We start from the raw sequence: 24941 nt of genomic DNA, 5'->3' as shown, positions 1-24941 counted from the left end.
CGCTGGCGCTTGCGGAAAACGAAAGCCTGGAGCGGTTTCCGGTCACCGGAAACACGCTCCAGTGACCGGAAAGCGTCAGCCCGGCTGACGGAACGGCCGGCGCGCCGGTGCCTGCCCACCATTGGCCTCACGGTTCTCACCGCCACGGCGTTCGCCGCGGAACTCGCGGCGGCCCTCGCCGGCATTGTGGCCATCGCCGCGGAAGTCGGCGCGGCCCTCACCGCCATGGCCATGCGGCCGGCCCTTCCCGGCATGCGGCTTGTAGGGATTGGCCTTGTGGGGATGCGGACCGCGTTGGCCGCGTTCCCCACCGGCAAAGCCCTCTCCCCCGCCAACCGGATTGGCGTCGGGGCGCCAGGCGCGCTGCGGACGGTCGCCCTCGGCCTGAGCCGGGGCGGCATCGCCGTGGAACCGGTCGGGACGACGCTCGCGGCGCTCACCCTGCCAGCCGCCTTCCCGGCGTTCGCCGTTCCAGCCGCCCTTGCCGAACGGCTTGCCGCCATGGCCGCCCTTGTTGCCATAGGGCTTGTTGCCAAAGCGGGGCTTGCGGTCCTGCTCCGGCAGGGGTTCCAGGCCCGGCAGGGTGGTCTGGACATGCGGCTGGCCCGTATATTGTTCGATCGCACGGACCAGATTGCGGTCGGTGCGGGTGAACAGGCTGTAGGACACGCCGGTCGCACCGGCCCGGCCGGTACGGCCGATGCGATGGACATAATCCTCCGCCACGCGCGGCAGATCGAAATTGATGACGTGCGACAGGTCGGAAATGTCGATGCCACGGGCGGCCACATCTGTGGCGACCAGCACATTGATGCGGCCGTCACGCAGCCACTGCACGACGCGGTTGCGCTCGCGCTGCTGCATGTCGCCATGCAGCGGCATGGCGCGATGGCCCTGTTCCGACAGAAGATCGGCCATGCTGTCGCAATCGGCCTTGGTCGCGACGAAGACGATGCCCTTGCCGAACGCCTCATCCTCCAGCAGGCGGCCCAGCAGCTTGTGCTTGTGGTCCAGCCCGTCGGCGCGCAGCCAGCGCTGTTCGATGGCGGTGTTCGTCACGGCCTTGCCGGCCACGTCGACACGCACGGGGTCGCGGGTCAGCGCGCTGGCCAGCTTTTCGGCGGTACGATCCAGGGTGGCGGTGAACAGCAGCGTCTGACGGCCTTCCGGGCAGGCGCCCGAAATCTGTTCCACCGCATCGCGGAAGCCCATGTCCAGCATACGGTCGGCTTCGTCCAGCACCAGCATCTCGACACAGGTCAGGTCGACCTTGCCATTTTCCAGGTGGTCGATCAGACGGCCCGGCGTGGCAACGATCAGGTCGGCGCGCCGGCGCAGCATCTCGATCTGGGCGCGGTAGGGCATGCCGCCCAGCACCGAACCCGTCTGGATGCGGCCGAACTTCGACAGCAGGCGAACCTGGTCCAGCACCTGGCTGGCCAGCTCGCGGGTCGGTGTCAGCACCAGCACGCGCGGACCCCAGGACCCGGCCTGACGGGGCGATGCGGCGATGCGAGCAAGCGCCGGCAGCACGAAGGCCGCCGTCTTGCCCGTGCCGGTATTGGCGGAAGCCACCACATCGCTGCCGGCAAGGGCGGCGGGAATGGCCTGGGCCTGAATGGGGGTGGGGGTGGTGTAGCCCAGTTCGGCCACGGCCTGCATCAGGTGGCTGGGAAGGGCGAGTTCGGAAAAGGTGATGGTCAAGGAGATGCCTTCTTCAAACAACAGACGAGCGCACCACCCGCGCAAGGCCGCAGAAAGGGCCTGACGCCGGGGAGAGCGCAAGGGATGACGGACGGCGGGAGGACCCCGTCGCCGACGGTTGCGCATGAGCGGCTCGACTGGTTCGGAAAGCGAAGGGCGGCACCATCAGGCGATGGGCAGCGACACGACCCGACTTTCATCAACGGGGCGTATCTTAATGGTGGCGCATCATGGGCCACCGGGGGCCCCACAGCCACTCGGTACGCTGCGGAATATGGGGGCCCCGCCCCCCTGGCGCCACAAAAATCGGCAATGGCGCCGACAAGGCTGGGCAGCGCCCGGCGCAGGGCATGCGGACGATACTGCCGCGGACCAGGGAACCTGCCCGCGCATCGACACCCGCACCCATACATTGCACCCCATCCCCGGACAACCATTTCCGCTTCACCCTGGCCCGGCCACTGTGGCAGGCTTCAACCGATATTCAGCTTCCCTTGTCGCCCAATCGGGGATCGATCATTGCCGGCATCCACCACCCCGTCGCCACCCGGTCAGGGGCCTGCCGATCTCGTTGCCCGTGTGAACCGGCGGCTGGCCGAAGGACAGGTCCAGGAAGCCTATGCCGATGTGCTGCTGGCGTTCCGCCAGCAGCCGGCACCCGTGCTGGCCGACCTGCTGGTCAATGCCGCCACCGTCGGGGAACGGTGGGAGGAGGCGCTGACAGTGCTTGCCGACCTGGGCAGCCTGTTCCAGCCACACCATCTTGCCCGCTGCGAGGGGGTGCTGGCGCTGGGCGCCGGTTATCTGGACCAGGCGCAGCGCTGCGCCGAACGGCTGATGTCCCTGCCGGACAGGCCGGATACCGGGATGGCACTGATGGTCGCCATTGCAGGGCGGCAAGCCGATCCCGCCGCGCAACTGCATTGGATGCGCCAGCGCGAGCGCGGGCTGACGCAGATCCCCCTATCCCTGCTGCCGCCACGCTGGGAGATTCAATGCCTGTTGGGCCAGCATGAACAGGTCCTTGCGGAAATCACCCGCCTGGTGAGGGCGGTACCGGCCGGACAGGTGGCGGTGCATCATCTTCTGAAGCTTCAGCAGGCCATGGCACTGCATGGGGGGCTGCGCTTTGCCGAAAGCACGGCCATCGCGCTGTCGCTTGCGTCGCATCTGACAGCACATCAGGCACCCGTGGGCGACAAGGCCATGACGGCGCGTATTAATACCCGCCGCCGCCAGTCCCGCATCCTGGCCGTGATCGAACGGCTGGTGCTGACGCGGGGCCTGCCCGTCGTGATCCATGCCGGCACCCTTCTGGGGCTGGCCCGCGATGGCGATCTTCTGCCGGGGGACCAGGATATCGACCTTGCGGTCATGCCGCCCGCCACCAGCGCACAGGTCGCGGAAACACTCGTCAGCACGGGCGATTTCAGGCCCCAGCCACATGGGGTGGACAGCGGGGGCTTCCGCGCCCTGGTCCACCAGCCCACCGGGCTGACGGTCGACATCACCGAATATGGGCGGGAGGGGGAAAGGTTCGTTTCTCGCTGGCGGCATCCGTCGGGCGTCATTCTTCGCGAAGCCACGGTGCCCGCCTTCACCTCCCGGCTGGTCGATGTGCCGGCACTGGGTCGCCGGCTGCCGCAGCCGGATGATCCGGCCGCCCTGCTATCCGCGACCTATGGCGACTGGCGCACACCGGACCCGTGTTTCGACACGTTGGTGGCCGCCCCCAACCTGCGCGGCTTCACCGCCTATCTGGGCAGTGTGGCCGCCATCCGGCTGGCCGACAATCTGATGGCGGGACGGACCGACATGGCCCGGCATCTGGCGCAAAGGCTGGCCGCGCACGGGCTGGCGCGGGATATCGCCGCGCGCCTTACGGGGGACGGGACATGACGGATATCCGCATGCCGGCACTGGGCTATGCATCGGGTGCGTTCGATCTGTTGCATGTGGGGCATCTGCGCTATCTGCAGGCCGCCGCCGCGCGCTGTCGTCGCCTGCTGGTGGGCATCCCCGACGACGAGATCATCATGCGCGTCAAGGGGCACCCTCCCCTTGTGTCCCAGGCCGAGCGGCGTGAACTCGTCGCGGGCCTGGCTTGTGTGGGAGAGGCGCTGGCCGTGTCGGTGTCCATGGACGATACCAGCACCTTCGCCGCCTTTCTGGAGGCGCATGGGGTGAATGCCGCCTTCATCGGCGCCGACTGGCAGCACACGCCGCGCTGGCAAAGGCTGGAACCCGCCCTGCTGGCGCGCGGCATCACCGTGCATTTCCTGCCACGTGCTGCCGGCATTTCCAGCACCCGCCTGCGACGGGGCCCGAACCCGGTTCCCCCTTCCGCATGACAATCCTGCCACGCCATGGGGAGTTGCTGGGTCTGGTGCTGGCCGGTACGCCCGCGCCCATATGCCCGGTCTTCGCCCATCACCATCATCCGGCCGCCGATCAGGATGCCGGGATGCTGGCCGACGCGACATTGGCCTGGCAGGCGCGGTTCGACCTGGACCTTGTGAAGCTGACACCGGCATCGACCTGGCAATTGCGCGATTACGGGGTGGAGGATGCGCCCGATCCGGCCGACGCCCTGGGCCGGCGGCGCATCACACGGACAATCGTGGAAACAATGTCGGATTGGGGCCGCCTGCCGCTGCTGAATCCCGGCGGCGGCTTTGCGGCGCGCATCGTGGCCGCCACGCGGCTGATCCGCCGGCGGCTGCCCGCCGGCATACCCTTGCTGACCACACTGTACGGCCCGGCCAGTCTGGCCGTGAAACTGGCGCCACCGGGCATGTTTGACCGGCACCGCCACGCTGATCCGAACGCGGTGGCACAGGGGCTCGCCATCCTGACGGAAAATTGCCGGCGGCTGGTAACGGCCCTGGCCGATGCGGGGGCCGATGGCATCTTCCTGGCCGTTCAGACGGCGCGGAAGCCCCTGTTCACGGCCGATGACTATGCCAGCCTGTGCCTGTCAGGAGACCTGGCCTGCCTGGCGGCAGCGTCGGCCCTGCCCTTCAACATCCTGCACCTGCATGGTGACGGGATACATCATGAACTGTTCGCCACGGCGCGGCAGGCCCTGCTGCATTATGATCCGTCGCCCGGCAATCCGGCACCGGAGAGCCTGCTGGCCAGCCGCGGCAGCCTCTCCACTGGGCCGCGACCCGATGGCGCCATCACCCATGGCACCGCCGCCCGATGCACGGATGAGGTGGCCGGGTTGCTGGCCCGGTTGAAGGGCCCGGGTTTCGTCCTGGCGCCCGGCTGTTCCCTGCCCCTGTCGGTTCCCGCCGCCAATCTGGACATGCTTGTGCAGATGGCCCGCACCCCCCGGCACGATCGCCCCTGATACCGTTTTGCGCCAACATCCGTCGGCCAGGCGACGCCGCACAAGCGGTGCGGCGTCAGTTGCCGGTCAGCCGACCGACCAGGTGCGCAGCAGATTGTGATAACAGCCGGTCAGTGTGATCATCGCCGGGTCGTCATCGCCCACACGCTGGCGCAGGGACTGGATGGCGATATCCATATCGAACAGGATGTCGCGCCGGCCTGCGTCGGCCACCAGACTTTCAATCCAGAAGAAGGAGGCCAAGCGCACGCCCCTGGTCACCGGGGTGACGCTGTGCAGGGTGGTAGCCGGATAAAGGAACATGCTGCCGGCGCGCAGCTTGACCCGCTTGCTGTCGTGACCATCCTCGATCACCAGTTCTCCGCCATCATAGTCGGACGGGTCGGACAGGAACAGGGTGGCGGAAAGATCAGTCCTGATCCGGCGCCCGTCAGCGAGGGGTCGCCAGGCATTATCGACATGCGCGCCAAAGCCGTGCCCGACACTATAGCGGTTGAAAAGAGGTGGAAAGACAGCCCTGGGCAGTGCGGCCGACTGGAACAGCAGGCTGCGCGACAGGGCCGTCAGGATCTCCGCCCCCACCTGCCGCGCCTGCGGACAATCCCCGGGCAATTGCTCATTGTTCTTGACCAGGGCGGACTGATAACCGGCGGTAACCTTGCCATCGACCCAGGGGGCCGTCTCGAACAGGGCGCGGATGCGGCGAACCGCATCCGCATCCAGGACCGCTTCAAGCTCAAGCATCATGTGAAGCGGCCCCTTGGGGTTACATCTCGAACGAAAGCGTCAGCGTCCCCGAACGGCTGGCCGCGGGGATCGACTGGCCGCTGGCGAAGGAATAGAAATAGGTTTCATTACCGATATTGTAAACATTGGCCCGCAGGCTGACCCTGTCCGTCAACTGATACTCGGCAAACGCATCGAACACCGTATAGGACGGTGTCACGATGACGAAATCGGCAGTGGCCGAGGCGCGGACATTGCTGTTGCGCCTGGACGTATATTGCATGCCACCACCCACCAGCAGATCATCCGTGACAGCGTAGCTGGTCCAGACCGATGCGGAATGGGCAGGCGCGCCATCCAGCCGCTGCCCCACTTCGAACGGCCGGTTGGACCTGGTCACCTTGCCGTCCAGATGGGTATAGCCGGCAAAGAGGTTCCAGCGTGCCGTGACGCGGCCGACCGCCTGCACTTCCAGGCCGCGCACACGCTGCGCGCCGTCAAGTACCACGGCGGGATCACCTGGATTGACGCCGGGCGTGCGGGCATTATCCCGCATAATCTGGAACAGCGCGGTGGAAAGCTGCAACGCACCATCCATCAGTTCGACCTTGGCACCCGCTTCCCAGGCCTGCGACGTCTCCGGCTCGACGAAGAAGTTGGCGCCGGTCACAGGCGGGTTGTTGTTGCCACCGGCAAGCTGCACCACCTCCGCCCCGCTGCCGGGCTCGAACGAGGTGCCATAGGCGACATAGAGGCTGGAATTGGTGGTCGGCTTGAACACCAGCCCGGCATTGCCGCTCCATTCGCTGTCCTTGATCGTGTAATCGATGGCGAAGTTCGGCAGGGTGCCGACATCATCGAAGCCGCGGGCCCGGGTCTTCACCCAATCGTGCCGCAGCCCGGCGACAATGTTCCATTGCTCGGTCAGTTCGATCGTATCAAAGACATAAAGCGCCGCGCTTTCCACATCGGTGCGGGCGCGCGTCCCGTTATAGGCGATCGGCGCCGCTGACTGGAGAACGGGGTTGAACAGGCTGGTGGCCGGCCCATTGGCATCGAGCCGCCGCCGGTTCTCATTCGATTCGTCCACATATTCGCCACCCACGACCAGCGTATGCTTGATGGCGCCGGTATCGAACGTGGCGGTCAGGTTCGTCTGATTGATGAAAAGCTGGTCGACCTGGTTGCGCGGCTTCCGGTTGCCGACAGCCTGGGTATTCGGCCCCAGGCTGGTCACCGTGCCGACGAACCGGGGGGAAGAGATGATCTGGTCGTTATGGACCCGCGCATAGCGCGTGATATTGCCAATGGAGAGGCTGTCGGAGAAATTGTGTTCGATGCGGGCGGTGACGGTGTTGGTCTCCACATCGCGGTAATCCGTAGCGTAGCCGTAGAAATTACTGCGGTCCACCGGCGCTACCCGCCCTTCGAATCCGGAGCCGCCCAGGCTGAAGTTACGACCGTTGGGCAGGCCGGCGTCGGGCCGGTCATCCTGCCGCAGATGCAGATAGCTGAGGATGATCTTCGTGTCGCCGTCCAGGCCGAAACCCACCGACGGCGCCAATGCCCAGCGCTTGTTCTCCACATGGTCGCGGCCGGGTTCGCCGGCGCTGTGCGCCATGGCGGTCAGACGGACGGCAATCCCGGCATCGGCATTGACCACCTGATTGATATCGGCGGTCCCGCGATAGAACGACGCGGTTCCAACCCCAACCTCACCGCCGATGCGGTTCTTCATCTGGGGCTGGCGCGTCACGATATTCACCGTGCCGCCGACATTGCCGCGCCCCGCGAAAGCCGACGCCGGTCCCTTGGTGACCTCGATCCGCTCGGCATAGAACGGGTCGCGGAAATAGTTGCCGGGGTCACGGATGCCATCGACGAAAATATCGTCGCGGGCCGAAAAGCCACGGACATTGAACGCATCCGAACCGCCCGGCGGATTGCCTTCGCCGGCCTGGAAGCTGACGCCTGTGATGTTGCGCATGGCGTCGCGCAGGGTACGCCGCCCCTGTTCGGCCATCATGTCATCGGCAATCACCGTCACCGATTGCGGCGTATCGACCAGCGGCAAGGCATGCTGGGGCGTTGACAGCTTGTCGGCCTGGTAACGGCCGGTCACGACGATCTCATCGGTCATGGCCTGCTGGGCCGGCTGCGCCAGCGCACTCCCCCCTGCCAGGGTCGCACCGGTGGTAATCGCGCTTATCAGGCGACGACGGATCATTTCAACACCCTTCCAACTGCCTTGTCGATGCCGGGCTTGCTCCCGGTCAATTCACAAGGGGTGATATCGATAATGACAACAACTCGCAATAATGATTTGTCCGCAAAATCGCATGGAGCTTGCGAAAGGTCATGGATGGCGGGGAAAGCGGCCGGGACCATGCTTCATTGAAGGGCAGAAATCAGGGTCTGCCAGATTGGGCGTCCATGTCCCGAGGGATTCAGCTCCAACAGAAAAGCCCCGCGAACACCATCGGTGTTCGTGGGGCTTTCTGATCATGCAAGATCGGGCGGGACGGACCTGGCCCGGCTTACTCGGCGGCCTGGACCAGCGTGGGCAGCACGCCCAACTGCCGGCCGACCTTCGCGAACATCTCAACCGCCTGATCGATCTGCTGCGGCGTATGCGCAGCACTGACACTGGTACGCAACAGCGACAGGCTGTTCGGCGTGGCCGGCGGCAGTGCGAGGTTAATGTACAGGCCGGATTCCAGCAGCTTGTTCCAGAAGGCGATGGCGAGTTCCTTGGACGGCAGGGAGACAGCCACGATCGGGCTGCAATCCGGTCCGACCTGGAATCCCAGATTGCGCAGCCCGTCATACAGGCGCCGGGAATTGGCCGTCAGGCGGTGACGCAGGCCCGGCTCCTCCCGCAGGCGCCTCAGCGCCTGCAGCGAACTGGCGATGACCGACGGCGGCAGCGAGGCCGTGAACATGTAGGGCCGGCAGGCCACACGCATCACGTCGAAGTCCGGCAGGTCGGAGACGCAGAACCCGCCAACAGCCCCCAGGCTCTTGGAGAAGGTGCCGACGATGAAATCGACATCGGCCTCCACCCCGACCTCTTCCGCGACACCGCGGCCCGTATCGCCGCGCACGCCCATGGAATGGGCCTCGTCCACCAGAAGATAGACGCCATTCTCCCGCTTGACCTGGGCGAATTCCTTCAGCGGGGCCACATCGCCCAGCATGGAATAGATGCCTTCCACCACCACCAGCTTGTTGCCGGGATGGTCGGCCAGACGGCGCAGACGCTTGTGCAGATCGTCGGGATCGTTGTGACGGAACCGCACGACCTGCCCCGCCGTCATCTTGGCGGCATCATAAATGCTGGCATGGCTGTCACTGTCGATGACCAGGATGTCATCCTTGCCGACCAGGGTGGAGATGACCCCCAGATTGGCCTGATAGCCGGTCGTGAAGACCATGCAATGCTGCCGGCCATAGAAATCGGCCAGTTCGGTTTCCAGGTCGGCATGGCCGCTGTAGCTGCCATTGGCAATGCGCGAACCGGTCGTGCCCGTCCCCTGTTCGATCAGCGCCTCGACCCCCTTGTCGATGCAGCTCTGGTCGAAGGTCAGGCCCAGATAATTGTTGGTCCCCAGCAGGATGGTCCGGCGGCCGTTCAGCACGCCTTCCGTGGAGGAGATCAGCCGTTCGAAGCGAACGGTGAATGGGTCGCGGCCAGCACCCGCGATGCGATGGTAATGCTCACGAAGCTGGGTGTATTTGGCAAGAATCGTCATGCTCAGCCGCGCCCCCGGAGTTCCTGGATAGTCCTGGCCAGGTCGCCGATGGTTTCGACTTCGGCGATCCGCTCCAGCGGGATCGAGACGTCGAACTTATCTTCAAGCACCATCACGAAATCCATGACGGCCAAGCTGTCCAGGCCGAGATCGCGCGTGATGCTGGTCTCCGTTGTGATGGTGACCGGCGTTGGCAGGGTTGGCCCAAGGGCAGCGATGATTACGTCGACGATTTCATTGACGTCGGTGGTCATTCAATGTGCCCCAGGGATCAGTCGAACCGTTAGTCATGCCCAATACGATGCCGGTGCCCCCCCGCATCGTGCAAAAAAGCGTCACGTTCCGGTAAGGTAATTGCAACGCGATAGGATGCAAGAACAAACCACGGATCGTGAGGAGCATCTGTGACAGATGACACATTGATAGGCAATTCCGCAACAGTTTGCTGTGCGTTTTGTTCCCGCCCACTATAGCCAGCGCTGTTCCCGATACCATCGGGCGGTTTCCATGAAGCCCGCGGACAGGGAAATCCGCGGCTGCCAGAGCGTATCGGGCGGCAGTTCCTGCGACGCGACCGACCAGTCCGGGAAGCTGATCTCCCGGCTTTTCGCCCAGGTCAGCATGGTGGCGCGGCCCGTCAGCGCTGCGCGAAGACTGCCGCCGAGCCCCGCTGCCCGCAGCAGGACAAGGGGCATGCGGACGCGCAGCGCACGGCGCCCCACAGCATCGGCCGCGCAATCCAGCAGCGTGCTCCAGTCATAGCCCCCTGCGACACCATCACACAGGGCGAAGATGCGGGCCCGCGGCCCGCCGGGCATGGCCAGGGCTGCAACCGCGCCGGCTGCGTCGGCCGCATGGATCATGGCGATGCGGGCCTGCGGCCCTCCCATAACGGGCACCAGCGGCCCGGCCGCAGCCTTGAACAGCGACAGGGTTTCACGGTCCCACGGGCCATAGATGGCCGGTGGCCGCACGACCACCCAGTCCCCCCGTGCGAAACCGGCAATGGCCGCCTCCTCCCCCGCCCGCTTGCTGGCCGCATAGTGCGACAGGTGCGGCTGGCTGGCCGCCAGGCTGGAAAGAACCAGCAGGCGCGCCCCCGGGGCATGTGCCGCCACCGCCTGCCCCAGGGCCGCCGACCCGCCCTCGTTCACGGCGAAGAAGGTGACGCGGTCCACGGCCTTGATCAGACCGGCAGCGTGAATGACGCAGTCGGCCCCTTCCACCAGCCGGGCCAGTGCCTGCGCGTCGCGCAGATCGCCCAGCACCAGTTCGGGGCGGCATTCGGCCAGCAGCGGATGGACCGGGTCCTGCCGCACCAGCATGCGGACCCGGAAGCCGGCACGATGCAGCGCCGCCACGATATAGCGGCCAAGAAAGCCCGTGCCACCCGTGATGGCGGCCAGCCGCATGTCAGGCGGCGACGGTGGCATCGGGGCCGAACGCGCCGGCCAGATACATCTGCCGCGCCTTGGTGCGGCTGAGCTTGCCCGAGGAGGTCTGCGGCAGGGAATGGGTGGGCACCAGCACCACCTTCACCTCCAGCCCGTGGGCGGCACGCAGCACGCCCTGCACCTGGGTGGCCAGGGCGGCGCGGGCGTCTGCCTGGGTGGGCCGGCATTGCACCAGCACCAGCACCTGCTCCCCCCCTTCCCCATCGACGGAGAATGCCACCACATCGCCGCTGCGCAATTGCTCCACGGCATGTTCGGCCGACCATTCCAGGTCCTGCGGCCAGATGTTGCGCCCATTCACCAGGATCAGATCCTTGGCCCTGCCGGTGATGACGATCTGGCCATCGCACAGGTAGCCGAGGTCACCCGTATCCAGCCAGCCATCCGGCGACAGCACAGCCGCCGTCTCCTCCGGGCGGTTGAAATATTCACGCATCAGGGACGGCCCGCGCGCGAACAGGCGGCCCACCTGCCTTTCGCCCAGCACATCGCCGTCCGGATCGCGCACCTGCAGGGCATGACCCGGCAGCACGGGGCCGTTCAGCACGAATTCGCGCGACCGCACTGTGCCGGCACCCGGCCGCTCGGCCACGGCATCATTCTCCAGCCGGTCCAGGTCGACCAGATCGGTGACCAGACCGGTATCGAGTGGCGCGAAGGACAGGGCCAGCGACGCCTCCGCCATGCCATAGGACGGCACCAGCGCCTCGGCCCGGAAGCCGCGCGGGGCGAAGGTTTCCGCGAATTTGCGCAACACGCGCGGCCGCACCATATCGCCCCCGATGCCGGCCCCGCGCCAGGTGGACAGGTCGATCCCCTCTGTGGAGGCCGTTTCGGCACGACGGGCCGCCAGCTCATAGCCGAAGCTGGGGCTGTAGGAAAGCGTGCCCCCATTGCGGGAAATCAGGCTGAGCCACAGCAGCGGGCGGCGCGCGAACTCCCGCGTCGGCAGGTAGTCGATGGACACCTGGCAGACCAGCGGCGTCAGCAGAAAGCCGACAAGCCCCATGTCGTGGTAGAGCGGCAGCCAGGAGACGCACCGGTCATTCCCCGTGATACCCAGCCCGTGATGGGTGATGGCATGGGCATTGGCCATCAATGCCCGCTGTGTGACCGCCACCCCGAGCGGGAAGCGCGTGCTGCCGGAAGAGAATTGCAGATAGCAGAGATCGTCCGGCGTCACGACCGGCAGCGCGATATTGCCGGCCTCAACCCCGTCGAACACGGCCAGGGTGCCGACCGCCTTCAGCCCCAACCCGTCGGCAGCGGCACAGAGCCAGTCCGCCAGTGCCGCCGGGGACAGCGCCGCGGCGGCATCGGCCCCCTGGATCATGCGGCGGATATGGTCGATATAGGCGTCCTTGCCGCCGAAAGCGGCTGGCAGCGGCATCGGGGCCGGCACCAGGCCTGCGAACTGGCATGCCGCGAAGGCCCGCATGAAATCACCGTCGCTCTCGGCGATGATGGCCACCCGGTCACCCTTCACCAGCCCCTTGGCCAGCATGCGGCGGGCCAGCGGCAGCGCCTCATCGTAAAGCCGGGCATAGGTCAGGCTTTCGGTCAGTTCCCCCTTGCCCGAATAGAAATTCAGGCCGGTTTCCCCCCGGGCGGCATAGGCGATCGCCTCCGGCACCGTCGCGAAATCCGCCCGGCGGGTGGAAAGCGCATGCTTGGAAGGGGTGGCAGTGACCATGGCAGACGGTTCCGAACAAAGACGAGGCAGGCGCCCGATCGCAAAATGAAGGCCGTTCACGATGGACGCAACAACATCGTGCCCCCATCCGCTGGCGGCACGCTTCAGCGCGCTCTTACCAGAGCATGGGCGTTCGGGCAATCGGCGCATCGCCCTTCATGCCGTGCCCCGGTCCTTCCCCGGTCCGGCAGAGGCGAGCCAATCGGCCAGCAGACCGGCATTGTGGCGACCGGGATCAGGCACCGACAGGTCGAAATTGGCAGCAAAGGCGGCCTCCTGCGCCGACCGCCACTGCGCATGCGTGGCAAAGGCCTGGTCCAGGCGGGCAACGATATCCTCGACACCCGTCAGCACGGCACCCAGGGTCCAGAACCTGTAGCGCGGATTGTCGCGCCAGGCCACGTCATGTGTATTCAGGAACAGGCAGGGACGCGGCCGCCACAGGAACTCGTAGACCTGGCTGCTGACATCGCCCAGATAAAGGTCGGCCCCCAGCGTATAGGTCATGTCGCAACTGGCATCGCTGCCCGGATCGATCCGTATATGCTCCAGACCGCGATACCGGGCGAACGCCGCCTGGTGATGCGGCCGGGGCGGATCGAACAGGCGCATATGGGGGGCGAAGACCAGATTGTAACGGTCCTGCCGGGCCATGATGTCCAGCAGCCGCATGCCGACTCCGGGCCAGGATGAAAGCTCAGGCTCGAAATGCGGATTGTAGAGCACGGTGGGCCGGCCATTGGCGAACAGGGGGAGTTGGCTGCCCTGCCGACGCCGGATGATATCGAACTTCGCATAGGCGCCGACGGCATAATGCCCGGGCCGCAGATACCCCGCCTCCAGCAGCCAGGCCGCCGTCTTGGGACTGGGGATCAGGTTGAAGTCGAATTTGGCGACGCGGGCGTCCACCGTCACATCGCGGTCGCCCGCCCCGTGTTCGGTATTGATCAGTTTCGGCCGGTGGACGCCGAAACGGCGCAGCCAGAGGCTGGTCTTGTCGGTCATGACCAGCGCGTCGAACCCGTTCAGCAGGGTGCGGTTATGCAGCAGGGACCAGACCTTCGGCGGAACCGGCAGCGGCCGGAACCGCCGCATGATATCGACCGCCAGTGGCTGGCACAGCCGCGTCAGGGTCACACGGGCACCGGGATAGAGCGGCAGAAACTGCTCGATATAGTCCAGGTGCCCCCGGCTGGGGGCCAGGATCTCCACCTGCCAGTCGGGACGCAGGACGGACAGTTCCAGGGCCGTGGGCAGGCTGTGCAGGATCTGGTGATTCTGGCTGTTATAGACGAAACCGACCCTCATGCCCCCTCGTTCTCCGCCAAACGCCGCCGGAACCACCGCACGACCGGCACCAGGAACGCCACCAGGACCAGCACCGCGGAGAACATCCGTGCCCACCCGGCACCGATCAGGCCGAACCAGTGGATGGCCGCCAGAAGGACGGGGATATAGACCGCGGTCGTCCAGGCCCGCACCATAAGGGCCTTGTGCGCCTCCCCGGCCGATACCATGACGGGTTCCAGGGGGAATGACCAGATGCCGACGACCGCCGCTGCCACCAGCCACATCATGACGGGATATGCGGCCACGAACTCCTCGCCCACGATCAACCGCAAACCGATTTCCCCGATCAGCCAGCAGACGACAAGGGCCAGCATGGCCCCCGCCCCGGCCAGCAGGGCCGACCGTTCGATCAGGGCCCGCATCTCCTTATGCTCACCGGCCGCCGTCATACGGGCCAGTTCCGGATAGATCGCCGGGATCAGCAGCTTGGCCGGCTTGGCCAGCGCCTCGCCCAACTGACGCGCAATGCGGAACAGGGCGGCTTCGCGCGGGCCCAGCATCCAGCCCACGGCCAGCGTGCCGATATGGGTATAGGCCAGTTCCAGCGTCGCCGACAGGTTGGTGGACCAGACAAAGCTCCACACCCCGTCGAATCCACGTGTCACCGGCTGGCCATCGCCACGCCAGGAATACCCGTCCAGCAGGCCGCGCTTGCGCAGTTCGGACCAGCCCTTGGCGATGAGATAGATGCCGGCCCAGGCCGTGGCGATGTACCAGGCGACAAGGAAGGCGACAATGCCACCACCCATCGCCCAGGCGATGCCGCCGCCCACCATGCGGATGATGGCGCCCAGCGTGCTCTGCACCGACAGGATGTCGAACCGGTCGATCAGGCGCAGCACACCGGTGGGCGTCGCCTGGACCATGAACAGCACGGAGGTGACATAGACCAGGGCCGCCGGCATGAGTTCGGGCGGCCAGTCGAAATAGGGGCCCAACGCCCAGGCCACCAGAACCGACAGGATCGTGCCGGCCAGCGCACTCCAGCCATCCAGCAGGGCTGTGAAGCGCAGGAGGCGCTGGAAATCGCTGACCCGCCCTTCCGTCAAGGCCGGTGTGCCGTATCGCAGCACGGCCTGCCAGGACTGGAACTTGGCGATCTCTCCGATGGTCTGTGTGAAGGTATGGATCAGGATCAGGATACCGAAAGCCTCCAGACCCAGGGCGCGCGCGGCGATGGCCAGTCCGGCCAGGCCGGCGACGGCGTTCACCGTCTTGCCGCCCAGAAGGATGCCGGCATTGCCGAACAGGCGGCGCAGGCGGTCGTCACGGAACCAGCCGGCGATGGAAAGGCGGGGCAAGGGTCGGGCCACGGGCAAGGCACTGTCTGAAATGAGTATTCCCGCCCATTTAGCAGCATGCTTGTCCTACGCCTAGGCCATGCATGCCGGAATAGACGAAATGCAGCGTTGGCAATGGCGCCATTAGCTGTGACTGTTATCACTTTGCTGCAAGCGCGTCGGCCCTAAATGAACAGGGTTCGCACTCTCCACACCAGATTTCCCCCGTGATCATCCACCGTGACCATCCGAGGCCCGCTCATGCTCCGTCCGTCCGTTGACCACCTGTTGCGTCGCACGGCGCTTGTCACGCTCATGACGACCGCGCTGGCGACCTTGCCGGTGGCGGCGCAGGACAGCATGCCGGCCGGTGCCCCCCCGCCCGACGCGGCGCAGGCGCAAGCCCCTGCCCTGCAGGTGGAATTCGAAGGGGCGGAGGATGTCAACGACCCGCTGGAGCCCATGAACCGGGCCATCTTCTGGTTCAATGAAGGCGTGGACATGGTGCTGATCAAGCCGGCGGCGCAGGTCTATAGCGCCGTCCTGCCCACCCCCGCCCAGAAGGGCGTGCGCAATGCGCTGCGCAACCTTCGCTCGCCGCTGGATTTCGCCAACCAGCTCCTGCAGGGTGATTTCGACGGCGCCGCCAACGTGCTGGCCCGCTTCATGATCAACAGCACGATCGGCATCGCCGGCCTGATCGACGTGGCGGGTCATAACGGCATCCCCTACGAGTATGAGAGCCTGGACCAGACCCTGGCCGTCTGGGGCATTCCGGAGGGGCCGTATCTGGTGCTGCCGCTGCTGGGCTCATCCTCGCTGCGCGACGCGACGGGTCTTGCCGGGGAGCTCATGGCCGACCCGGTCACCAACTATGCGTCCAACACCGACCGCGATTGGTTCAACTATACCCGCGCCGGGCTGACGGCTTTGGATACCCGCGCCGAATACATGGACGCGCTCGACGATGTGAAGCGCAACAGCTTCGACTATTATGCCGCGATGCGCTCGCTGTACCGTCAGCGCCGCGATGGCTGGATCCGCGATGGCAAGCCCGCCGTGGACCAGATGCCGGAAATTCCCGATTACGAGGATTGATGCCAGCTTCCAGCCCTGGCAGCTTCCCCTCCATCCAGCATCCTCATGTGCTCAGCCAGCGCTCGACCACCTCCACCAGGTTGCGCAGGCTGAGCAGCATGATGACGACAGCCACCAGGATCATCATGGGCTTGTCGGGCAGCTTCTGCGTGACCATCGCGGCGAAGGGGGCGGCGACGACCCCGCCGATGATCAGGCCCAGGATGGCCGGCCAAAGGCTGAGACCGATGGTGAAGACGAAGGTGAAGGATATCGTCATCGTGACGAAGAATTCCGCCAGGTTCGTCGATCCGATGGCATAGCGCGGCGTCGTCCCGCCGCCGATCAGGGTGCTGGCCACCATGGGTCCCCAGCCGCCGCCGCCGATGGCGTCCAGAAAGCCGCCGGTCAGGCCCAGCCCCGCCACCTTGCGTGTGGAAAGCGCGTGCGGCGGCGGCGGGTGCATGGCCTTCCACAGGATCAGCCCCCCCATGGCCAGCAGATAGATTGCGATCAGCGGCCTGATCATCTCACCCGAAATGCCCGACAGCAGATAGGCCCCGGCCGCGCCGCCCAACATGCCGGGCAGCGCCAGGCGCCAGACCAGTTCCGGCCGCACGTTCCGCCGGCGCCAGTGGGCCAGCCCCGACGCACCCGTCGTGAACATTTCCGCCACATGCACGCTGGCACTGGCTGTCGCCGGGGGAACGCCCATCGACATCATGACAGTGCTGGCCGTCACGCCATAGGCCATGCCGATGGCGCCATCAACCATCTGTGCGGCGAAGCCGACCGCCACGAACAGCAGGATCTCCTCGATCATCCAGCCTCCCGGTAAAAACAGCGCAGGTTAGGCGGCAACACCGCTCCCCGTCACCCCCATTCGCGCCAAGGTTGCCATAAAATGCGGCGGGGGCGGTGCGGTGGCAATAATTTCGGCTCCGGAACAATCCAGCCGGGGAAAGCGGATGGACCGGGCCAACAGGTGCAGCGGCACCGGGGGCGGCATCTGCGCACCATAGATGGGGTCCCCCAGGATCGGCATGGCCATATAGGCGCAATGTGCGCGCAACTGATGCATCCGGCCGGTACGGGGGTGAAGTTCCAGCAGCGACAGGCCATCCGCACCGTCCAGTCTTTCCCAACGGGTCAGCGCCGGCTTGCCGGCCACATCGACCAGCATTTTCGATGTGCCCGGCACACGGACTTTCAGCAAGGGCATGTCGATCACGCCGCCATCCCCGCGGGGCCGGCCCAGTACCACCGCCCAATAGGTCTTTTGCACCCGGCCATCCAGGAACATGGCGCCCAGCCGCGCCGCCGCCGCCGCGTCACGGGCCAGCACCAGACAGCCCGCCGTGTCCTTGTCCAGGCGATGGGCCAGCCGCGGCGGTTCCGGCCGGTCCCCGGCGATCAACGGCAGGTACAGCTCCAGATGATCAGTCGTTTTGGTTCCGTAATGGACAGGAAGCCCGTATGGCTTGTCCAGGACGATGACCTGATCGTCCTGGTACAGAATACGGTCGCGCCATTGCTGCGCCGAATTGGGCATGCCATTTCCCTCCTGTCCGGCTTCCTCATAAGCGCATCGACATGCGCACGCACGGGGAAAACACCGATCAGCGCCGCGAGGATGGCCGCGCCGCCACAGATGTCAGGCGCGCCATCAGGTCGCAAGCCCACGACTTGACAGCATCCCACATGCAGCGCATCAACCGGTGCGATGAGGAAGCAGGCGTCACCAACGGGAACGGGAACGATGTTGCGGCATGGGCGAACGCTCTTTGCCGGCCTGCTGCTGCTTGCCCTTTTCCTGCGTGCCATGATCCCGCCCGGCTACATGCCTGACCTGTCGGCCATGGGAGAAGGGGGGCTGCCGCTCGTCATCTGCACCGGCGGCCTGGACAGCACCCTGCTGGTCGACAAGAACGGACAGCCGCTCCGTACCGCCGACATGCCGGCGCCCGGCGATTCCATGTGCCTGTTCGCGGCCCTGGCCGCCCTGCCCGGTCCATTGCTGCTGGCACTGGCGCTGCTGCTGGTCTTCCGTATCCCTGCGCGCCTTGTCCGACAGCCGGCTTCTTACCGCCTGTCGCCATCCTATCTGCGTCCACCCGGCGACCTGCCACCGCGCGCGCCACCCGCCTTCGCTTGATCCCCCTGTTCCCGGCCATGACCGCCATGGCCGGACCTGCCCGATGCCTGCGCAAGGGAAGATATTCCGTAAGCGGAATGAACTTGCGCCGGCCTGGATCAAGATGAAGGAAAGCCCATGTCCCGCTCAATCCTGCTGGCCGGCGCCTGCCTGCCAGCCCTTTGCCTGTCCCTGCCCGCCGCTGCGGAAATGTCGATTGATGCCGGCAGCGCGGTGGAAGTGGTCGGCCTGCGTTCCGGCAGCCCCACGGCCCCCTCGGTCGAGGAGGCCCGCCAGCAGATCGAAAAGACACCCGGCGGCGTGGCCCTGGTGACCGCAGAAGCGTTCCGGGACCGGTATGCCCTGAATTTCAAGGACATGCTGGCCAACACCCCCGGTGTCTTCGCCCAGCAGCGTTTTGCCGAAGAGGTGCGGATATCGATCCGCGGTTCCGGCCTGTCGCGCGGCTTCCACATGCGCGGCATCCAGTTGCTGATCGACGGCGTGCCGGTGAATCTGGCCGACGGCTCCACTGATTTTCAGGAGATCGACCCCCGGCAGGCCCGCTATGTGGAGGTCTTCAAGGGTGGCAACGCCCTGCGCTATGGCGCCGCCAGCCTGGGCGGGGCCATCAATGTCGCGACCCCGACGGGCCGCACCGTGAATTCCCCCTACAGCCTGTCGGTGGATGGCGGCAGCTTCGGCACACTGCGCCTAGCGGCCACGGGTGCGGCGGCTGGTCCTGACGTGGACGGGTTCATCAGCATCAACGGCATCCGGTCGGACGGCTACCGTGAACAGAGCGCGCAGCAGACGGCCCGTCTGGCCGGCAATGTCGGCATCAAGCTGACCGAAGGCATCGAAACGCGCTTCTACCTTTCGGCCAACCATATCCAGCAGGAAGTGCCGGGCACGGTCTCGCTGTCCTCTGCCCTGGACAGCCCGCGCCTGGCCCCGGCCGTCAACAATCAGAATGATTACAGCCGCGATATCAATTCCATCCGCCTGTCGAACCGGACGAGTTTCCAGTTGGACGGCGATGCCCAGTTGGATGTGGGCGGCTATCTGAACGTGAAGTCGCTGTTCCACCCCATCTTCCAGGTCATTGACCAGGACAGCCAGGATGCGGGCGCCTATCTGCGCTATACCGACACGGGCCGGATCGGAACGCTGCGCCATGAACTGGTGCTGGGCCTGCAGGGCCGCTATGGCCATGTCGATGCCCTGCAATATGTCAATGTGCGCGGCAGCCGCGGGGCCAGAACGGCCGATGTGGACCAGTACGCCAAGCAGGCGGAAGCCTATCTGGAAAGCCGCACCTATCTGCGGCCCGAACTGGCGCTGGTGGCGGGGCTGCAGGTGATGGGGGCGCGGCGGGAACTGGACAACAATATCAACCCCGCCATGGACGCGCAGAAAAGCTTCAACGCCATCAACCCCAAGCTGGGCGTGCTCTACCAGGCCGATGGCGGGCCGCAATTCTATGCCAATGTGTCACGCTCGGAAGAGCCGCCGACCTTCTCGGAGCTGGTGCAGGCGCCGGTGCCCCGATTCGTGCCGCTGGGCGCGCAGAAGGCCTGGACGGCGGAAGCCGGAACGCGCGGCACGGCCGGCGCTTTCACCTGGGATATCGGGCTTTATCGTTCATGGCTGCGCGGCGAATATCTGCAATTCACGACCAATCCCGATATTCCGGCCAGCACCTTCAATGCCGACAAGACCATCCACCAAGGTGTCGAGGCCGGGCTGGACGTCGCGTTGGCCAGCGGGCTGTTCGCGTCGGGCCAGGGCAGCGTCGTGCTGAGCCAAGTCTACATGCTGAACGACTTCTTCTTTGACGGCGATGCCCAATACGGAAACCGCGACCTGGCCGGCGCACCGCGCCACCTGTATCAGGGTAGCCTGACCCTGAAGGATGGCGACAGCTGGCATATCGGCGCCAGCGTCGAATGGGTGCCGGACGGCGCCTGGATCGATTATGCCAACAGCCTGCGCGCACCCGGCTACGATGTGTGGAGCATCAATGCCGGGCTGACGCTGGCCCCGGGGCTGCGGGCCTATGCGGAAATGCGCAATATCTTCAAGGAACGCTATGTCTCGTCCGTCAGCACGCTGGCCAATGCGGCGGCGCCGGGTGCCAACCTGAATGTCTATTATCCCGGTGAAGGGCGTTCGCTCTATGCCGGCCTGAAGGCGGAGTTCTGATCCATGCGGGTGGCGTCGATCAAATGGCATCGCAAGCTGGCTTGGGTGGCCGGCATCTGCGCCATCGGCTGGGCCCTGACGGGCATGCTGCATCCCATCATGGTCTGGACCAGTCCGGTCGCCGCCACCCGCATGCCACCACTGACCCCGCTGGACCTGACGCACGCACAACCGCCAGCCACGCTGCTGGCGGACAAGGTGCCCGGCCAGGTGGCCGAAATGCGGGCGATCGTGCTGGCCGGCCATACCTATTACGCCGTGAGGCAAGCCGATGACCCCGTCCGGCGTTATTTCGATCCCGAAACGGGAGAGGAACGGCAGCGGGGCGACCAGGACCGGGCCATCGAACTGGCGCGGCATTACCTGGGGGATCCGGATACGCCCGTGCGCGACGCGCGGATCGTCACGGCATTCGACAATGATTACACCCCGGTCAACCGCCTGCTTCCGGTCTGGCGGGTCGAGTTGGGGCGCGACGATGGGCTGGTCGCCTATGTCGACACGGGCAGCGGCCGGATGGCGGCCATCACCGATGCCGGCAAGCGCAGCATGCAGGCGCTTTTCCGCACCATCCACACGCTGTCCTTCATCCCTGGGGAAGCCGGGCCGCTGCGGGCGGCCGCCATCGCCCTGCTGGTCGGCAGCATCGCCGTTTCCAGCCTTCTGGGCATCGTTCTGCTGCTGTTGATCCGGCGGCGCAACCCGGCACCGGGCGGGCGGCACTGGCATCGGCTGCTGGGCTATGCCGCGGCCCTGCCTGCCCTGGCCTTCACCCTGTCGGGCCTTTGGCATCTTCTGCTGGGCCAGGATGGCAGCACCGATGCGACACCTGCGGTGCGGGCCCAGTCGCTGGACCTTGCCACGCTTTCCAGCGATCTGGCCGGCCTGTGGCAGGGATTCGGTCCCGATACGGCACCCGTCGCCCTGTCCTTCCTGGCGGCGCCGGACGGGTCCGCGCTGCTGCGTCTGGTGCCCCCGCCAACCTGGTCCGCGGCACCGGTGGCCGCGTCGGGCGCTCACCACGGCCATGATGGCCACCATGGTGGGGAACATGACCATGGGGCGCACGGCCAGCCCGTCTCACAGGACGGGCATGACGACCATCAGGCGAGACTGGCCCTGTTCCGGGGCATTCCCACCGGGGGTTCGGGCGTGCTGCTGACCGCCGGCGACCTGCGTCCCCTGCCGGGGAATGAAGAGGCTGCGGCCCGCGCCCTGGCGCGCGCGCTCAGCGGGGAGCCTGTCGCCGATGATGCGCAGACCCGTCTGGTCACCCGATTCGGTGCCGATTACGGTTTTGCCAACAAGCGCCTGCCCGTCTGGCGCGTGGAGCTTCCGGGAGATCGGGCCCTGTTCGTCGATCTGGCTGACGCCACAATCGCCGCCACGACCGATCCGGGCCTGCGGCGTGCCGGCTGGGTATTCGACATCTTTCACAAGGGCGGGTTCATGGATGCCATCGGCCCGGTGGCGCGGGATATCATCCTGATGCTCGCCGCACTGCTGATTGCAGCCGTGTCAGCCGTCGGTCTTTCGCTGCTGGTCAGGCGGCGGTGATCAGCCGAGCGCCAGGTGCGTGAACAGCAATTGTGCCGGCTGTCCCTGCCCCTGCCAGACAATGGCGTACTGCCCCAGCATCTCGGCCAGTTGCAGCGCATCGAAGGGGGGAAGGTCAAAGATGGCTACCCCCTTTTCCACCGGCCAATCCCTGGTGGCCGGCCTGAACTCGGCCGGTATGTGGTCCAGATCCTCATCCTCAAGAATATCGGTCAGCCGGGCGTGGGCTGCCTGGTTGGCGGCAGCGTCGGCCGCCCTGCTGCCGGGATTCCAGGCCGTGACGAACACGATTTCGGCCGCGCCCCGTCTTTCCAGCAGGGCATCGATCTCCCGGCCATCGGCCATGATACGGGCCGTGGCCGTGCGCTTGCCATCCAGGGCGACATAGCTTGTCTGCTGATAGGCGGTCAGAAGTGCGGGTCCCAGGCGGCTCATGCGAAATCCCCGACGGTGTGGGCATGGTTCAGGGGGCCGTGGCCACGGCCGAAGCCAGGTGCCGTGCGGATGGCGATATCGACATAGCGCCGCGCCCGATCCACGGCCGCCACCACGTCCAGCCCCTGGGCCAGTCCCGCGGCGATGGCGGATGACAGGGTGCAGCCCGTCCCATGGGTGTGCCGCGTTTCCACCCTTTTTCCCGTGAAGGCCGTTTCCCCCAGACGTGTCACCAGCAGGTCGGTCAGGACGGGGCCGTCCATGTGGCCCCCCTTCATCAGCACGGCCCCGGCGCCATATTGCAGCAAGATGTCAGCCGCGCGGCGCATATCGTCGACACCGTTGATGGCGATTCCGGTCATGGCCTCTGCCTCCGGCACGTTCGGCGTGACGATGGCGGCCAGCGGCAGCAGGCGCCGGATCAGCGCACCCGTGGCGCTTTCATCCAGCAGCCGGTGCCCGCCCTTGGCCACCATGACCGGGTCGGCCACAATGGCCACGCCGGGGGCTGATCCGGCCAGCGTATCGGCGACGGCATCGATGATCTCGGCGGTGGCCAGCATCCCGATCTTGACCGCGTCGGCGCCAATATCGGCCAGAACAAGACGCATCTGCTGCACCAGGAAATCGATGGGAACCGGCAGCACGCCATGCACGCCACTTGTATCCTGGGCCGTCAGCGCGGTGATGGCCGTCATGGCATAGCCGTTCAGCGCCGTCACAGCCTTGATATCGGCCTGTATGCCGGCCCCGCCGCCCGAATCCGATCCCGCGACGATCAGAACACGCCCTTTCATCTCCGCCCCCTATTCCGCCGCCACGGCCTGGGTCACGCGGCGCACGGCGTCGCAGATATCGTCCACGACATGGGCGACCAGGGCATTGTCCTCGCCTTCCGCCATCACGCGGATCAGGGGCTCGGTGCCCGACTTGCGAATCAGCACGCGCCCGCAACCGGCCAGCCTCTCCTCGCCCGCGCGGATCGCGGCTTTCACGCCGTCCGCCTCCAGCGGGCGGATACCGGTGGAGGCATCGTACCGGACATTCTTCAGAAGCTGCGGCAACGGCTGAAACACCCGCAGCACATCGGAAGCGGGTCGCCCCGACTGCCGGATGCAGGCCAGCACCTGCAAGGCGGCCAGCAGGCCGTCGCCGGTCGTGGCAAAGTCGGGCAGGACCACATGGCCCGACTGTTCCCCGCCGACATTGAACCCGTGTTCGCGCATATGCTCGACAACATAGCGGTCGCCCACGGCGGTGCGCGCCAATGTCAGGCCCAGCTTCTTCAGATGCAGCTCCATGCCCATGTTCGACATCACGGTGGCCACCACCCCGCCACCACGCAACCGTCCGCTTTCCGCCCAGCTCTGGCCGATCAGGGCCATGATCTGGTCGCCGTCGATCTGCGTGCCCGTTTCGTCAGCCAGGATCAGGCGGTCCGCATCGCCGTCGAGGGAAATGCCCAGGTCGGCCTTGTGTTCCAGCACGGCGGCACGCATGGCGGCCGGCGCCGTGGCACCGCACTTGTCGTTGATGTTGAAGCCGTTGGGCTGGTTGAACAGCGTTACGACCTCCGCCCCCAGTTCATACAGCACGCGGGGCGCCACCTTGTAGGCGGCGCCATGGGCACAATCGATGACGATCTTCATCCCGTCCAGGCGCAGGCCACGGGGAAAACTGCTCTTCACCACCTCGATATAGCGGCCGGACGCATCCTCCATCCGCTGGGCCCGTCCCAGATCGCGGGGGGATGCCAGATCGGGCGCGAAGGGCAGTGCCATCCGCGCCTCGATCTCCGCCTCGATCTCGTCCGACAGCTTGTAGCCATCGGGACCGAACAGCTTGATGCCATTATCCTGGAACGGATTGTGGCTGGCCGACAGCATGACGCCCAGGTCGGCACGCATCGACCGCGTCAGCATGGCCACGGCGGGGGTGGGCAGCGGCCCCACCAGGATGACGTCCATGCCCATGGAGACGAAGCCCGCCGTCAGGGCCGGTTCCAGCATGTAACCCGACAGTCGCGTATCCTTGGCGATCACCACCGTGTGGCGATGATCACCCCTGCGGAAATGCAGGGCTGCCGCCATGGCAGCCTTCAGCGCCGTTTCAGCCGTCATCGGATCGGTGTTGGCCGTACCGCGGATGCCGTCGGTGCCGAACAATTTACGCGACATGTCTTTTACGTCCCAGGAATGCCGGCAGGCAGCCGGCCGGTC

General features: G+C 66.1%; 21 protein-coding genes. 7 read left to right on the top strand and 14 right to left on the bottom strand.

The genetic code is table 11. The features are described 5' to 3' along the window. Positions 1 to 75: 75 nt before the first annotated feature. Positions 76 to 1704: a DEAD/DEAH box helicase gene (locus tag ACM9LZ_RS14330; protein ID WP_416620163.1), complete on the bottom strand. Its 1629-nt coding sequence runs from the start codon at positions 1702 to 1704 to the stop codon at positions 76 to 78. A gap of 519 nt (positions 1705 to 2223) precedes the next feature. Between ACM9LZ_RS14330 and ACM9LZ_RS14325 the strand changes: the two genes are divergently transcribed. Genes ACM9LZ_RS14325 through ACM9LZ_RS14315 form a run of 3 tightly spaced genes read left to right on the top strand, consistent with a single transcriptional unit; the run spans position 2224 to position 5059 of the window. Beyond that, positions 2224 to 3603: a hypothetical protein gene (locus tag ACM9LZ_RS14325; protein ID WP_416620162.1), complete on the top strand. Its 1380-nt coding sequence runs from the start codon at positions 2224 to 2226 to the stop codon at positions 3601 to 3603. Continuing rightward, positions 3600 to 4055 carry an FAD synthase family protein gene (locus tag ACM9LZ_RS14320; RefSeq protein WP_416620161.1) on the top strand — a complete coding sequence of 152 codons (456 nt, stop codon included), beginning with the start codon at positions 3600 to 3602 and terminating at the stop codon, positions 4053 to 4055. The genes ACM9LZ_RS14325 and ACM9LZ_RS14320 overlap by 4 nt, the downstream gene beginning before the upstream one ends. Continuing rightward, positions 4052 to 5059, top strand: coding sequence for a uroporphyrinogen decarboxylase family protein (locus ACM9LZ_RS14315; RefSeq protein ID WP_416620160.1), 1008 nt, complete (start codon positions 4052 to 4054; stop codon positions 5057 to 5059). Before ACM9LZ_RS14320 ends, ACM9LZ_RS14315 begins: the two co-directional genes overlap by 4 nt. 66 nt (positions 5060 to 5125) lie before the next feature. Here ACM9LZ_RS14315 and ACM9LZ_RS14310 read toward each other — a convergent pair whose 3' ends face one another. The 8 genes from ACM9LZ_RS14310 to ACM9LZ_RS14275 form a co-directional block, all read right to left on the bottom strand. After that, a complete protein-coding gene (locus ACM9LZ_RS14310) occupies positions 5126 to 5806 on the bottom strand; it encodes a Fe2+-dependent dioxygenase (RefSeq protein WP_416620159.1) in 681 nt (226 codons plus the stop codon). Between the two features lie 19 nt (positions 5807 to 5825). Next, entirely contained in the window at positions 5826 to 8012 is a 2187-nt protein-coding gene (locus ACM9LZ_RS14305) for a TonB-dependent receptor (RefSeq protein ID WP_416620158.1), read from the bottom strand. 310 nt (positions 8013 to 8322) lie between these two features. Beyond that, on the bottom strand, positions 8323 to 9537 hold the full coding sequence (gene spt / locus ACM9LZ_RS14300) for a serine palmitoyltransferase (RefSeq protein WP_416620157.1): 1215 nt from the start codon (positions 9535 to 9537) through the stop codon (positions 8323 to 8325). Between the two features lie 2 nt (positions 9538 to 9539). Continuing rightward, positions 9540 to 9791, bottom strand: coding sequence for an acyl carrier protein (locus tag ACM9LZ_RS14295; protein ID WP_416620156.1), 252 nt, complete (start codon positions 9789 to 9791; stop codon positions 9540 to 9542). 213 nt (positions 9792 to 10004) lie between these two features. Continuing rightward, on the bottom strand, positions 10005 to 10970 hold the full coding sequence (locus ACM9LZ_RS14290) for an NAD-dependent epimerase/dehydratase family protein (RefSeq protein WP_416620155.1): 966 nt from the start codon (positions 10968 to 10970) through the stop codon (positions 10005 to 10007). Continuing rightward, on the bottom strand, positions 10951 to 12684 hold the full coding sequence (locus ACM9LZ_RS14285) for a fatty acyl-AMP ligase (protein WP_416620154.1): 1734 nt from the start codon (positions 12682 to 12684) through the stop codon (positions 10951 to 10953). Before ACM9LZ_RS14285 ends, ACM9LZ_RS14290 begins: the two co-directional genes overlap by 20 nt. A 156-nt stretch (positions 12685 to 12840) precedes the next feature. Continuing rightward, entirely contained in the window at positions 12841 to 13992 is a 1152-nt protein-coding gene (locus tag ACM9LZ_RS14280; RefSeq protein WP_416620153.1) for a hypothetical protein, read from the bottom strand. Then, the gene (locus ACM9LZ_RS14275; RefSeq protein ID WP_416620152.1) at positions 13989 to 15335 is read right to left on the bottom strand and encodes a lipopolysaccharide biosynthesis protein; all 1347 of its coding nucleotides are present in this window, start codon (positions 15333 to 15335) and stop codon (positions 13989 to 13991) included. Before ACM9LZ_RS14275 ends, ACM9LZ_RS14280 begins: the two co-directional genes overlap by 4 nt. A gap of 240 nt (positions 15336 to 15575) precedes the next feature. On the opposite strand from ACM9LZ_RS14275, the gene ACM9LZ_RS14270 reads away from it, so the two are divergent. Further along, positions 15576 to 16412 (top strand): MlaA family lipoprotein, encoded by an 837-nt coding sequence (locus ACM9LZ_RS14270; RefSeq protein ID WP_416620151.1) that lies wholly within the window; start codon positions 15576 to 15578, stop codon positions 16410 to 16412. A gap of 43 nt (positions 16413 to 16455) precedes the next feature. On the opposite strand, the gene ACM9LZ_RS14265 is transcribed toward ACM9LZ_RS14270, so the two are convergent. Continuing rightward, the gene (locus tag ACM9LZ_RS14265) at positions 16456 to 17214 is read right to left on the bottom strand and encodes a sulfite exporter TauE/SafE family protein (RefSeq protein ID WP_416620150.1); all 759 of its coding nucleotides are present in this window, start codon (positions 17212 to 17214) and stop codon (positions 16456 to 16458) included. A gap of 27 nt (positions 17215 to 17241) precedes the next feature. Continuing rightward, entirely contained in the window at positions 17242 to 17943 is a 702-nt protein-coding gene (locus tag ACM9LZ_RS14260) for an RluA family pseudouridine synthase (RefSeq protein WP_416620149.1), read from the bottom strand. 207 nt (positions 17944 to 18150) lie between these two features. Here ACM9LZ_RS14260 and ACM9LZ_RS14255 point away from each other — a divergent pair, with 207 nt between their 5' ends. The 3 genes from ACM9LZ_RS14255 to ACM9LZ_RS14245 all read left to right on the top strand — a co-directional run bounded on the left by ACM9LZ_RS14255 (position 18151) and on the right by ACM9LZ_RS14245 (position 22287). Then, a complete protein-coding gene (locus tag ACM9LZ_RS14255) occupies positions 18151 to 18546 on the top strand; it encodes a hypothetical protein (RefSeq protein WP_416620148.1) in 396 nt (131 codons plus the stop codon). Positions 18547 to 18663: 117 nt separating this feature from the next. Continuing rightward, positions 18664 to 20730, top strand: a complete 2067-nt coding sequence (locus ACM9LZ_RS14250; RefSeq protein WP_416620147.1) for a TonB-dependent receptor family protein — start codon at positions 18664 to 18666, stop codon at positions 20728 to 20730. A gap of 3 nt (positions 20731 to 20733) precedes the next feature. Further along, positions 20734 to 22287 carry a PepSY domain-containing protein gene (locus ACM9LZ_RS14245; RefSeq protein ID WP_416620146.1) on the top strand — a complete coding sequence of 518 codons (1554 nt, stop codon included), beginning with the start codon at positions 20734 to 20736 and terminating at the stop codon, positions 22285 to 22287. Here ACM9LZ_RS14245 and ACM9LZ_RS14240 read toward each other — a convergent pair whose 3' ends face one another. From ACM9LZ_RS14240 to glmM, 3 genes are read right to left on the bottom strand one after another with little or no spacing between them, the layout of a single operon-like run. Continuing rightward, positions 22288 to 22722 (bottom strand): DUF3293 domain-containing protein, encoded by a 435-nt coding sequence (locus ACM9LZ_RS14240; protein WP_416620145.1) that lies wholly within the window; start codon positions 22720 to 22722, stop codon positions 22288 to 22290. Further along, entirely contained in the window at positions 22719 to 23519 is an 801-nt protein-coding gene (thiD, locus tag ACM9LZ_RS14235) for a bifunctional hydroxymethylpyrimidine kinase/phosphomethylpyrimidine kinase (RefSeq protein ID WP_416620144.1), read from the bottom strand. The genes ACM9LZ_RS14240 and thiD overlap by 4 nt, the downstream gene beginning before the upstream one ends. A 9-nt stretch (positions 23520 to 23528) precedes the next feature. Then, positions 23529 to 24899 (bottom strand): phosphoglucosamine mutase, encoded by a 1371-nt coding sequence (gene glmM, locus ACM9LZ_RS14230; protein ID WP_416620143.1) that lies wholly within the window; start codon positions 24897 to 24899, stop codon positions 23529 to 23531. Positions 24900 to 24941 lie beyond the last annotated feature (42 nt).

The organism is Niveispirillum fermenti (assembly GCF_048066175.1).
GTDB classification, from domain to species: domain Bacteria; phylum Pseudomonadota; class Alphaproteobacteria; order Azospirillales; family Azospirillaceae; genus Niveispirillum; species Niveispirillum fermenti.
This window is presented reverse-complemented; position numbering and strand designations above follow the sequence as displayed.